Annotated in this window: 11 protein-coding genes and 1 pseudogene; 3 read left to right on the top strand and 9 right to left on the bottom strand. The window is 51.8% G+C overall.

From position 1 onward, the window contains the following. Nucleotides 1–61 precede the first annotated feature (61 nt). The 8 genes from menE to A9180_RS04645 form a co-directional block, all read right to left on the bottom strand. Complete coding sequence (gene menE, locus A9180_RS04680) at nt 62–1417, bottom strand: o-succinylbenzoate--CoA ligase (protein ID WP_064526661.1); 1356 nt, start codon at nt 1415–1417, stop codon at nt 62–64. Next, the gene (menC, locus tag A9180_RS04675) at nt 1414–2376 is read right to left on the bottom strand and encodes an o-succinylbenzoate synthase (RefSeq protein ID WP_064526658.1); all 963 of its coding nucleotides are present in this window, start codon (nt 2374–2376) and stop codon (nt 1414–1416) included. The genes menE and menC overlap by 4 nt, the downstream gene beginning before the upstream one ends. Beyond that, nucleotides 2376–3233, bottom strand: coding sequence for a 1,4-dihydroxy-2-naphthoyl-CoA synthase (gene menB, locus A9180_RS04670; RefSeq protein WP_000639996.1), 858 nt, complete (start codon nt 3231–3233; stop codon nt 2376–2378). Before menB ends, menC begins: the two co-directional genes overlap by 1 nt. Before the next feature lie 14 nt (nt 3234–3247). After that, entirely contained in the window at nt 3248–4006 is a 759-nt protein-coding gene (menH, locus tag A9180_RS04665) for a 2-succinyl-6-hydroxy-2,4-cyclohexadiene-1-carboxylate synthase (RefSeq protein WP_064526655.1), read from the bottom strand. Next, nucleotides 4003–5673, bottom strand: coding sequence for a 2-succinyl-5-enolpyruvyl-6-hydroxy-3-cyclohexene-1-carboxylic-acid synthase (gene menD / locus A9180_RS04660; protein WP_064526650.1), 1671 nt, complete (start codon nt 5671–5673; stop codon nt 4003–4005). The genes menH and menD overlap by 4 nt, the downstream gene beginning before the upstream one ends. Before the next feature lie 88 nt (nt 5674–5761). Next, the gene (gene menF, locus A9180_RS04655; protein WP_064526647.1) at nt 5762–7057 is read right to left on the bottom strand and encodes an isochorismate synthase MenF; all 1296 of its coding nucleotides are present in this window, start codon (nt 7055–7057) and stop codon (nt 5762–5764) included. A gap of 78 nt (nt 7058–7135) precedes the next feature. After that, nucleotides 7136–7441 carry a stress response protein ElaB gene (gene elaB / locus A9180_RS04650; protein WP_064526644.1) on the bottom strand — a complete coding sequence of 102 codons (306 nt, stop codon included), beginning with the start codon at nt 7439–7441 and terminating at the stop codon, nt 7136–7138. A 54-nt stretch (nt 7442–7495) separates the two neighbouring features. Further along, entirely contained in the window at nt 7496–7957 is a 462-nt protein-coding gene (locus A9180_RS04645; RefSeq protein WP_064526641.1) for a GNAT family N-acetyltransferase, read from the bottom strand. A 64-nt stretch (nt 7958–8021) separates the two neighbouring features. Between A9180_RS04645 and rbn the strand changes: the two genes are divergently transcribed. Then, nucleotides 8022–8939, top strand: coding sequence for a ribonuclease BN (rbn, locus tag A9180_RS04640; protein ID WP_064526638.1), 918 nt, complete (start codon nt 8022–8024; stop codon nt 8937–8939). Between the two features lie 121 nt (nt 8940–9060). Here the strand turns inward: rbn and A9180_RS04635 are convergent, their stop codons facing one another. Further along, nucleotides 9061–10812 carry a vWA domain-containing protein gene (locus A9180_RS04635; RefSeq protein WP_064526634.1) on the bottom strand — a complete coding sequence of 584 codons (1752 nt, stop codon included), beginning with the start codon at nt 10810–10812 and terminating at the stop codon, nt 9061–9063. A 271-nt stretch (nt 10813–11083) separates the two neighbouring features. Between A9180_RS04635 and A9180_RS24690 the strand changes: the two are divergent. After that, nucleotides 11084–11179, top strand: a pseudogene (locus A9180_RS24690) (aminopeptidase); the annotation flags it as partial. Between the two features lie 101 nt (nt 11180–11280). Continuing rightward, the gene (locus tag A9180_RS04630; protein ID WP_064526631.1) at nt 11281–11784 is read left to right on the top strand and encodes a YfbM family protein; all 504 of its coding nucleotides are present in this window, start codon (nt 11281–11283) and stop codon (nt 11782–11784) included. Nucleotides 11785–11813: the final 29 nt, after the last annotated feature.

Below are 11813 nucleotides of genomic sequence, written 5' to 3'. Positions count from 1 at the left end.
ATGTAAACCCATTATCAATGACAATGGAATGGTAAAAATGAGAAGTAAAACCGATGGTTAATTATTGCAGGCGTTGCACCCACTCTTTTAACGCCTGACGTGAAATCTTAATGCCGCCGTTTTTCAGCTCAGGAGGAAGTGTTAACCAACGTATCGGTTGTTGAAAACGGGCCAGCTTGTCTTTCACCCATTCGCTAAGATCAACGCTTTGCTGGTCATACTCCACAACCGCTACCGGCCGATGACCAAACTCGTTGTCTGCGACAGGGACAATAAACACTTGCAAAACCGCGGGATGCGCGGCAATCACACGTTCGACTTCTTCTGGCTGAATGCCTTCGCCACCGCTGAAGAACAGATTGTCTAAACGTCCGACAATGGTCAGCTTGCCATTATGCATCTCACCGCGATCGCGCGTAGCGTACCAGCCTTCGTCATTAACCAGCGGCACCAGTTGCCCATTGCGCCAGTAACCTTCTGCCATACTGGCAGCCCGCAGCCACACTTCATCATTAACGATTTTCACTTCCCGACCCGGCAGCGGCGAACCGACGTCAGCCAGGCCGTCCGCTTCTTTCGCACAAACCGTGGAAGCGAACTCCGTCAGACCATAGCCGCAAAAGCAACGAATCCCCTGCTCGCACGCCTGTTCCGTCAATTCGACCGGGATAGCCGCACCGCCAAGCAACACCGCTTTCAGTGAAACTGAACTGCGGTTAACCAGCAAACGCCAGAGCTGCGTCGGCACCAGCGAGGCGTGAGTACAACCTACCAGCATTTGCTCCAGGGGTTGTTTATCGCGTACCGTCATCCGCGCGCCAGCGTATAACCAGCGCCACATAATTCCCTGCCCGGAGACGTGAAACAGCGGCAAAGAAAGCAGCCAGTCATCGTTCTCACCAAACGGAATTAGCGATAACACCCCTTCGGCGCTGGCAAGATGGGCCTGATAAGTATGAACAGCGGCTTTTGGCAAGCCAGTGGAGCCGGAGGTCAATGTCATTGAGCACAGACGTGTCGGCTGCCACACAGCGGCATGTACACCTTCAACCAGATGAATATGCAGCGACGTTAATGCCGGAAACGTGTTTTCCCCTTCCGGCACCAGCGCAAATTGCAGAGTGAGATTTGGCAGCAATTCTTCAAGCAACGGTTGCGGCAGTTGTGGATTCACGGGCAGCACACGCGCCCCGCATTGCAGTAACGCCAGCCAGGTCAGCAACGTTTGTGGCGTATTCCACGCCCGCAACATTACGCCGCTGCCTGCAACCACACCCTGCGCCGCAAAGCCAGAAGCTAACTCATCGACGCGAGCACAAAGCTTGCGCCAGTTGAGTTGCTCGTCATTAAGACGTAAGGCGATGGCTTCTCCCCGCACCTGCCGCCAGTGACGCCACGGCCAGTCAGAAAAGATCATAACAGTCGCTCCAGTGCATCAACGTCCACGACAGGCAGCGGGCTATCCGGCCAGCGACGAACCTGCTGCACCTGCATCAGATCCAGCGTGTCCAGCCCCGGAATAGTGTCTGGCGTTAACCAGGCAGCAATCCGCGCCAGTTGCGTTAGACCTAAGCTCGATTCGATGGAAGAACTGATCACTGCCGTCAGCCCCAGCGCATGCGCTGCCTCTACCTGCTCGCGCACTTTCTCCAGGCAGCCCGTGAGTGTGGGTTTGATAACCACCGCACGTACGCCTTCTTCCGCCACAAAGGCAAAATCTGGCTCGCGCAGACTTTCATCCCAGGCAATGGCAATACCCGTTTCACGGGCAAACGCACGCGAATCATCGCGAGTTTTGCACGGTTCTTCGAGAAAAGCGATGCGGTCGCGATAATCCGGGTTAACGTATTTGGCAAACTGCTGGCCTTTCAGCGGCGTCCATGCGCGATTCGCGTCAAGACGCAAATGCAGATCCGGAACCGCCTCCAGCAACAGATTCACCACCATGCCGTCGCGTACTGCTTCGTACAATCCTACTTTGACCTTCGCCACTTTCTCGCCAGGCATATCGGCAAGTTTGAGGATCAGATCGTCCGGATCGCCATTACACAGTGGCGCAGCACGGTAATTTGCCGCCTGCGGCAACGTGTCTGCCAACTCCGCCAATGCACAGCTTACGCCAAAGGCGACGGAAGGCATCTGCGGTAGCTCGCAATCACCTGCCAGCCAGTCATTTACCCAGGTAAGCAGCACGCTTTGCGCCTCTTCCCAGGTTTCCTGACTGAAGCCCGGTAGTGGGGAGATCTCCCCCCACCCTTCGCGCTCGCCCTCGCGCAGACAAACGTACAGCCCGTCGCGGGTTTTTAACCGCCTGTCGCGCAGAACCACCCCCGCGTCCATGGGGATCTGCCAGCGGTATACCTGCGCGCTACGCATTACGGATTCCGTTTAAATTTGCTGAAATCTGGTTGACGCTTCTGGTTGAAAGCGTTGCGACCTTCCTGACCTTCTTCCGTCATGTAGAACAACATGGTGGCGTTACCCGCCAGTTCCTGCAGACCGGCCTGACCGTCACAGTCGGCGTTCAGTGCAGCTTTCAGGCAACGCAGCGCCATCGGGCTGTTTTGCAGCATTTCGCGACACCAGCGGACGGTTTCTTTTTCCAGATCGGCCAGCGGTACGACGGTGTTCACGAGGCCCATATCCAGCGCCTGTTTTGCGTCGTACTGACGGCACAGGAACCAGATTTCACGCGCTTTTTTCTGTCCGACAATGCGAGCCATATAAGACGCGCCCCAGCCGCCGTCGAAGGAACCGACTTTCGGGCCAGTCTGACCGAAGATGGCATTATCTGCCGCGATAGTCAGATCGCACATCATGTGCAGAACGTGACCGCCGCCGATGGAGTAGCCTGCTACCATCGCGACGACCGGTTTCGGACAGGTACGGATCTGGCGCTGGAAGTCCAGCACGTTCAGGTGATGTACGCCAGAGTCATCTTTATAGCCGCCGTAGTCGCCGCGCACTTTCTGGTCACCGCCAGAGCAGAACGCTTTATCGCCTGCACCCGTCAGAATGATCACGCCGATGTTGTCGTCATAACGTGCATCCGCCAGTGCCTGGATCATCTCTTTTACCGTCAGAGGACGGAAGGCATTGCGCACCTGCGGACGATTAATGGTGATTTTTGCGATACCGTCGGTGGATTTTTCATAACGAATGTCCTCGAAACCTTCGGAGCAGTCGTGCCATTCAACCGGTGCGTAAAGCATTGCTTCATCAGGATAAATCATATTGTGTCCTTTAGTCAGAAACGCAAGATCTGCGCCAGACTTGCGATTACGCCAGCGGGATTTTCCCGGTGCGCGTTATGTCCGGCGCGAGGAATGACATGGCAGTCGGCAGCCAGTTCCGCCGCCAGAGCGCGGAATTTGCTGTCACGTTCACCACATAAATAATAAAACGCAAATGTGCGGGCGCTAAGGTTAGCACGTAAATCAGGCTGGACGGCGAGAGAAGTGGCCTCCAGCATAGCGGCAAGGGTTGCGCCGTTATTGTTGCTGCGCAGCGTCACCAGCTCCCGGCGTTGATCATCATTGAGCGAGGCAAAAATAGGCTGTTGATACCAGTCGGTAAACACTGCCATTAACGGTTCTGAGCAAAAACGCTGCGCCCAGCGGTGATCGGAAAGCTGGCGTTCCGCTCGTTGTTCAGCACTTTGCAGCCCAGGATGCCCACCTTCGACAATCACGCCACTCAGTCCCGACATCCCCTGACAAGCCGCCATCATCGCCACCCGTCCACCAAGCGAATATCCCACCAACCAGTAGTTTAGTATGTTGTAACTAACAAGGGTTTTACGTAGTAAGTCGGTGACATCAGCAAAACCACCGACACGAATTGCCGCCGAACCACCGTGTCCGGGGAGATCAATATATAAACGCGAATAATCAGCAAACGCCTCGCCGACTTCCTGCCATTCGAGGCAATCGCCGGAGAAACCATGCAAAAACACCAGCCAGGGTAAACCTGGCTTACCGTGTTTTGCCTGCGCGTGCAGGATCATAAATGGCTTACCTGCGCCAGCAATTGCTGGAGGGTTTGCGCACCATCGGTGTCGTTAACCACCATTTCAATCACCGTGGTGGTTGGGATGCGCCACGCGCCTGCCAGAACCGATTCAAATTCATCCCAGTTTTGTGGGCGATGATATTTCAGCTCAAACATCGCGGCAGCGTGCTCAAAATGGACGTTTTGCGGCATCAGATAGAAACGCTCGCGCTCGCTTTTCGGCGTCGGCAGCAGCGAGAAAATTTGCCCGCCGTTGTTGTTCACCACAATTAATACCAGCGGCGCGGAAACCTGACGTAACAAGGCCAGCGCGTTCAGGTCGTAAAGTGCGGAAAGATCGCCAACAATCGCCAGTGTCGGTTTACCACTGGCCCGCTGAACGCCTGCAGCCGTTGAGATCAGGCCGTCGATACCGCTGGCCCCTCGGTTGCTATATACCGGATAACCTGCCGGAAGTTGCGAGAGAGCATCGATCAAACGCACTACCAGGCTGTTACCGACAAACAGTTGCCCCTGTTGTGGCAGATAGTCGCTGATGCGGTGCGCCAGTTGCGCTTCGCCAAAAGCATCGCGGCGGGCAACAACTGCCTGCATTGCCTGTTCAGCCAGACGCGGGATCTCCACACACCAGGGCTGACGTTTTTCAGCCGGATGCAGCTCCAGCCAGTCGGCAATATTGGCAACCAGGCGACGCCCACGGTGGTGTGCCGGGTCAAGCTGCCCTTCGATGTTATCAACAATCCAGTACTCTTCTGGCTCACAGCTTGCCTGCCATTGCAGTAACCGTTTGCCCGTCAGGCTGCTCCCAAGTTGCACGACAATCTGCGCCTGCTTCAACTCACTCACCGCTTTGGCATTGCCTAACCAGAGATCGGCACAAGGCAGCGGCTGCCCGGTTTGCGACAGCACATCGCCAATCAGCGGCCAGCCAAGAGTTTGCGCCCACAGGGCAACTTTTTTGCCCTCTTCCGCACTCATGCGCCCGGCAACCACCACGCCGCGCTTTTGCCGCCAGAAGAACCAGTCGCGCTGTTTTTCGCTCTCAAGACGAGGCGCTTCACGCAGCCACGGTTTGTCGCCCTGCCACCAGTCGCCAAGACGTTGTTGCCAGCTAAGTCCGGTATCGTCCATCTCACCATATAACGGTTCGGCAAACGGGCAGTTGATATGGACTCCGCCCGCATGCAGCGTGCCTAAAGCGTGGTCGATAGTAGAAACCAGCCAACGGGCGGGAATATCCTGAGTCGGGCGCGGTAGTGAAATGCTATGCGTAGGATGAGAGGCGAACATACCCGGCTGACGAATTGCCTGATTTGCGCCGCAGTCAATCAGTTCCGGAGGACGATCGGCGGTTAACAGGATCAGTTTTTCTCCGGTTAACCCCGCTTCAATCAACGCCGGATAGAGATTCGCTACCGCCGTGCCGGAAGTCACTATCACCGCCACTGGCTGTTTGCTGACCTTCGCCAGCCCCAGCGCCAGATGCCCCAGCCCACGCTCATCAAAATGAGTGTGGTGAATGAATGCGGAATTCTCCGCCGCCGCCAGAGTTAATGGCGTAGAACGAGAGCCAGGGGCGATGCAGACATGTCTGACGCCATGACGTGTTAATGCTTCCAGAATGACCGCCGCCCAGCGTCGGTTAAATGCGCTTACTGACATGAGTTTGTCCGGTATCAATATTGCGGCTAAGTATAAGGAGCTACAAAAATAGATTATTGATATGAATCGGTAATGATGCGACTCATTACTATTCCAATTGTAATAAAGTGCGCAGTCCTGCCGCTTTGTTGTCGATTTCCAGCCACTCCTGCTCGGGGTCTGAGCCTCGGACAATGCCTGCTCCGGCATACAATCGCACGACATTGCTACTGATTTTCGCCGAGCGCAGGGAAACGCAGAATTCGCTTTGTTGTAATGAGAGATAACCCGCAGAACCGGCATACCATTCGCGGGTGAACGGTTCGTGCCGGGCGATGAACTGCCGCGCCAGATCGCGCGGTAAACCTGCCACCGCTGCCGTTGGCTGCAACTGATGTAAACAGATCACATCATCCGCTTTGTTGAGTGAAGTCCAGATACAGCGACGCAGATGCTGCACTTTACGCAGACGAAGCACCTGCGGCGGCAATACATCGAGTGTCTGGGTATCTGCCTGCAATCGCTGGCAGATATCTTCCACCACCAGCATGTTCTCGCGCTGGTTTTTATCATCCGCCATAAGCCACTCGCCCAGTTGCTGCGCCTGTTTATCATCAGGATGATTCGCTACCGTCCCCGCCAGTGCTTCAGTACGCAACGCTTTGTCACGCCGCCGCCAAAGCCGCTCAGGAGATGAACCCAGGAACGCGGTTTCGCCATCAAAGGCCATGTAGAAATGATAGCAGTTCAGGTTCAACCGACGGCTGGCAGCCATCATTGCCGCCGCGTTAACTGAATCGGAGAAATGCAGGTCGGTCGCCCGCGCCAACACCACTTTATCCAGTTCACCTTCAGCAATGGTGTCGGTCGCCAGTTTAATTAACCGCGTCCAACCTGGTTTGTCCGGCCAGTGATTTTCTTGGGTGATAGTTAAATGCAGGGTTGGCAACGGTTTAATGTTTGCCAGAGCAGCAATGAATTCCTTTGCCTGATGTGCATCTTGCTGAAGGGAGTGTTCGCTGAAAAGGGTCAGTCGAAGGGTCGCTTTGCCTGCACAGCGTCGCCATTCCAACCGCGGGAGGAGTAAATTGCCCTGGGAAGGGTCAAACGCATTCAGCCCCCAGATACGTAAGTCGGTGTGATCCGGGTGTTGTCGGAGAAAACGCTGCGCCTGCGCCAGCGACGAAAAGCAGGCTATTGTCCCCAGCACGGCAGCCTCTTCATCACCATTGCGTTGTTGCCAGTAAAATTGCGGATACATTTTCTGGCTGGCCAACCAGCTTAAGGCATCAAAGGCGTCATTTAATGGGAAAGGAATATCAAAAACCCGAATGCCGGGCGTCGCTGGAAACTCTTGCGACAGATGGCGCAATAGATTTTCCAGCGCCGTAGTGAGTGATTGCACGCGGACCTCTCCCTGTTAAAAGCCTCACATTATACGGGGTACTGCAAAAAAAATGCAGTACCCCAGTGTAGGGAGGTTTTAACGGCGTGCCAGCAACAGTCCTAATACCAAACCAACCGCAGCGCCAACGCCAATCCCCTGCCACGGTTTTTCATGAACGTAGTCGTCGGCGCGATAAACCGCTTGCTTCGCCCGATAGTAATAGCTGTCCGAAGCCTGACTGACTCTTTTTTTCACATCATCCAGCGCCTTCTCTGCTCGCGCCTTCAGCTCAATATATTTCTGATCGGCGGGATCGCCAGAGGAGCGCAGCACTTCTTCCAGTGTTTCACTCAGCAACGTCAGGTCGTCATCGATGCGTGTATCACCAAATTGATTAGACATTCTCATTCTCCATTTGCTTAAAACCTGCCACTAACTATAGACAACGGTTATCGATTACGCCTGAATGACTTCGCGCGCCATCCCAATGTGGGGAATACCATCTTCCTCGTAAATATCCGTTACGGGGATAAAGCCAAAACTGCGGTAAAAGTTTTGCAAATGTGCCTGCGCACCAAGGTAAACAGGCTTATCAGGCCAGTGACTCGCGCATGAATCGAGCGTTTGACGCATCAGTTGTTGCCCCACTTTTTCGCCCCGCAAAGCTTCGCTGACAATCACCCGACCAATCACCACCGGTTCGAGATCATCATCGCTTTTCAGAATCCTCGCATACGCTACCAGTTCCCCGTTTTGCCAGCCGAGAATGTGACGATTTTCACCTACCAGATCGTCACCATCGACATCCTGATAAGGACAGTTTTGTTCGACGACGAATACCGCACAACGCAGTTGTAATAAGGCATAAAGCTGAGAAACCGATAATTCAGAGTGATGAAGATCCTGCCAGTCGATCATGATGCGCTCCTTTTGGTTGTATGCCTTATACTAGCCGGATTATTTTTAGAAATGTGATGGTCTTATGGAATTAATTTTCTTAGGTACTTCGGCGGGAGTTCCGACCCGGGCGCGTAATGTCACGGCGATATTGCTCAATCTGCAACATCCGACCCAGGCCGGACTTTGGTTATTTGACTGTGGTGAAGGTACACAACACCAGATGCTGCACACGGCATTTAACCCTGGAAAACTGGACAGGATTTTTATTAGCCATCTTCATGGCGATCATCTTTTCGGCCTGCCTGGTTTGCTGTGCAGTCGTTCCATGTCAGGCATTGTGCAACCCTTAACAATTTATGGTCCGAAAGGTATCCGTGAATTCGTTGAGACAGCGTTACGCATTAGTGGCTCGTGGACCGATTATCCGCTGGAGATTGTTGAAATTAGCGCAGGCGAAATTCTTGATGATGGCTTGCGTAAAGTGACAGCTTATCCGATGGAACATCCGCTGGAATGTTACGGCTATCGCGTAGAAGAACATGATAAGCCTGGTGCGCTGAATGCCCCGGCATTAAAGGCCGCAGGCGTACAGCCTGGCCCATTGTTTCAGGATTTGAAAGCCGGAAAAACTGTCACGTTGGAAGACGGTCGGCAGATTAACGGCGCTGATTACTTAGCCGCGCCTACACCAGGAAAAGCGATCGCCATTTTCGGCGATACTGGCCCTTGCGATGCCGCGCTGGAGCTGGCTAAAGGTGTCGACATAATGATTCACGAAGCTACTCTGGATATGGAAATGGAAGCCAAAGCCAACAGCCGCGGCCACAGCTCCACACGCCAGGCGGCAGCTCTGGCCCGTGAAGCTGGTGTCGGTAAGCTAATTATTACCCATGTTAGTTCGCGCTATGATGACAAAGGCTGTCAGCACTTGTTACACGAATGCCGGTCGATTTTCCCGGCAACTGAACTGGCGAGCGATTTCGCGGTTTTTAGCATTTAAGTCGAAAGCGGTGGTTAGTTGGCTGATTAATTTAATGATGCCAACGCAGTTATTTGACATATTTTTCATCTGTTTGCCGAATACGCTTGATGTCGATATCCGGCAAACAGATTTATCATTTTTAGTTTTGTGAATTGTCCAGACCTTCCGCCAGCCCAATCAGGCGAATAAATTCCGCTCTGTAACCTTGTAGGTCCTGCCCTTTCGCTTGCCGCGCCCACTGCTCGATCTGCTGCCAGGATATATTATTCAGGTATTCAGAGTCGCGCAATTTTTGCCCAAATGCAGCTACTGCTGCGCGAAAACGCATATCTTCTGACGGTGCGTTTATTGTGGGTGCCAACGGAAATTCAACTAACTGACTTTCTTTTCCCTGCGGGTATTTCCAACGAATCTTTAACCAGGCCAGTTCTTTAGCTTTGTCCGATTCTGCTGATTTCTGATCCGAGGCATAGCGTAATTTATCAATTGACGCCATTTGTCCGTTAAGCGTTAATTCAAATAACAACGTTATATGTTTACCTGCGCCAATATCGCCCGCATCAACGGTGTCGTTATTAAAATCCTCCGCCCGTAACTGACGTTTTTCATAACCAATCTGACGGTATTCCGTCACCCACGCGGGGTTAAACTCAATTTGCGCTTTGACATCTTTTGCCACGGTAACCAATGTCTGATGCATTTCGCTGTTCAATACCTTCTGCGCTTCTGAGAGGGTATCAATGTAGCTGTAGTTGCCGTTACCAACATCGGCAATTCTCACCATCATTGCCTCATTGTAATTATCCCCTCCTACGCCCAGCGTCGATAGCGTAACACCAGACTCCCGCTGTTTTTTGACCATTGATTCAATCGATTTTGGATCGTCAATGCCAACGTTAAAGTCACCGTCAGTGGCCAATAAAATTCGATTGATGCCACCTTTAATAAACCCCTTCGCTGCCTGCTGATAAGCCATCTCCAGCCCGGCACCGCCATTGGTACTGCCTTCTGCATCCAGCGAATCAATTGCGGCATTAATTTCCGCCTTGTGATTCCCGGAGATTGAAGGCAACGCAATACGGGAGTCACCGGCATAGGTCACAATAGAAATGTTGTCCTGATCACGGAGTTTTTTAACCAGCAACTTCAAAGAAGACTGAATTAGAGGTAAGCGTTCATCAGAATGCATTGACCCGGACGTGTCGATAAGAAAGACCAAATTAGAAGCTGGTAACGCTTCACTTTTGAGGTCTTTCGCCAGGATATCAACTTTCAGCAATGTTCGCTGTTCATTCCACGGCGCAGGTGCCAGTTCGTAGCGCATAGCGAAAGGTATTGGCTTAGAAGCCGGAATAGATTTTTTGTCAGTCATCTCCCAGTCAGACGGGAAATAATTGACCATCTCCTCCACCCGCACAGCGTCTGGCGGAGGCAACTGCCCCTGATTGAGAAAACGCCGTACATTTGCATAACTGCCGGTGTCAACATCAAGGCTAAACGTCGCCAACGGGTTTTGCGCTACCTGCTTAACCGGATTGTCATCGAACTGCTGGTAACGAGCGGTTCCTGGATTTGAGATACGTGTAGCTTTTTCTTTAGACGCTCTTGCATATGTTGGCGCTGCCTGCAATCGCCCCTGTAAAGCTTGTTTGTCTGAGGATTGTTGCGCTTCTTGCTGGACTAAGGATTTTGCTTTCGCGTCAGCAGCGGCTTTAGCGACGGCGGCTCTTTGCTCGGCCTCTTTTCTTGCAGCTTGTTGCGCGGCACGCGCTTGCTGGTCTGTTGATGTAGTGGATTGTTGTTGCTGGCTTTCCTTATCCTTAAATTCCGGTCCACATCCTGACAAAATCAAACTACTAATAAGCAACATGATTATATTTTTATTTCTCATATAAAATCCTTTTAAATAAACTCGGCCACCAGACATAAAATAGACTCTTTGTATAGCCCTGACAATCTTAATAAGATACAGTATCGAAACCCATAACAAATAATAATTCAACAACGAAACCTATTAATAATTTGCATATAAAAAATAACTTTTCCCTTTTTTATATTGTTCCTGTTTTCACTTCCTCTGATTGTTCTTTATCAACCCTGGGTCAATGCATTACAGCCAACACCCCGACACGCAAGTTCTGAGCAATTATAAAAACAAATAATATCAATTACCTGGCGATACCGCAGACAGACTCAATTATCAGAAAATGGCTCAGGTCGTGGATGGAGTTATTACCTTGTTGCAAAACAGTAAATAATAAAAATTTCTCGAGGAGGATCCAGAAAAAACAGCATGATTATTTTATTTTTCCGCGTCTGTTTTAAGATGCGCAAAAGGAAATCTGACGGGAGAAATAAGATGGGAATGATTTGTTATTTTGCGGAAATTAATTCAGAAAAGGTTAACCAACTGCTTGAATCTACAGAAAAGCCTTTAATGGACAATATTCACGACACGCTTTCAGGTTTACGGCGTCTGGATATTGATAAACGCTGGGATTTTTTACATTTTGGCCTGACGGGTACATCTGCATTTGACCCTGCGAAGAATGACCCACTAAGTCGCGCAGTGCTTGGTGAACACAGTCTCGAAGATGGCATAGATGGTTTCCTGGGATTAACCTGGAATCAGGAGTTAGCCGCGACAATCGACCGCCTGGAAGCACTCGACCGAAATGTGCTGCGTAAACAGTTTTCCATTAAGCGACTCAATGAAATGGAGATTTATCCGGGAGTGACCTTTTCAGAAGAGTTAGAAGGGCAACTCTTTGCGTCCATCATGCTTGATATGGAAAAGCTGATTAGCGCGTATCGGCGTATGCTGCGGCAAGGGAATCATGCGCTGACGGTGATTGTTGGGTGATGGTATCAGGGTACCATAAAAAAACCGCC

The sequence above is a fragment of the Escherichia sp. B1147 genome, from assembly GCF_001660175.1.
In the GTDB taxonomy this organism is placed as follows: domain Bacteria; phylum Pseudomonadota; class Gammaproteobacteria; order Enterobacterales; family Enterobacteriaceae; genus Escherichia; species Escherichia whittamii.
The sequence above is the reverse complement of the archived record's forward strand: the minus strand, read 5'-3'. Positions and strand labels throughout refer to the sequence as shown.

Coding starts and splice junctions, on each gene's coding strand:
- menE (WP_064526661.1), bottom strand. CDS start 1,417: ATGATCTTTTCTGACTGGCCGTGGCGTCACTGGCGGCAGGTGCGGGGA.
- menC (WP_064526658.1), bottom strand. CDS start 2,376: ATGCGTAGCGCGCAGGTATACCGCTGGCAGATCCCCATGGACGCGGGG.
- menB (WP_000639996.1), bottom strand. CDS start 3,233: ATGATTTATCCTGATGAAGCAATGCTTTACGCACCGGTTGAATGGCAC.
- menH (WP_064526655.1), bottom strand. CDS start 4,006: ATGATCCTGCACGCGCAGGCAAAACACGGTAAGCCAGGTTTACCCTGG.
- menD (WP_064526650.1), bottom strand. CDS start 5,673: ATGTCAGTAAGCGCATTTAACCGACGCTGGGCGGCGGTCATTCTGGAA.
- elaB (WP_064526644.1), bottom strand. CDS start 7,441: ATGTCTAATCAATTTGGTGATACACGCATCGATGACGACCTGACGTTG.
- A9180_RS04645 (WP_064526641.1), bottom strand. CDS start 7,957: ATGATCGACTGGCAGGATCTTCATCACTCTGAATTATCGGTTTCTCAG.
- rbn (WP_064526638.1), top strand. CDS start 8,022: ATGGAATTAATTTTCTTAGGTACTTCGGCGGGAGTTCCGACCCGGGCG.
- A9180_RS04635 (WP_064526634.1), bottom strand. CDS start 10,812: ATGAGAAATAAAAATATAATCATGTTGCTTATTAGTAGTTTGATTTTG.
- A9180_RS04630 (WP_064526631.1), top strand. CDS start 11,281: ATGGGAATGATTTGTTATTTTGCGGAAATTAATTCAGAAAAGGTTAAC.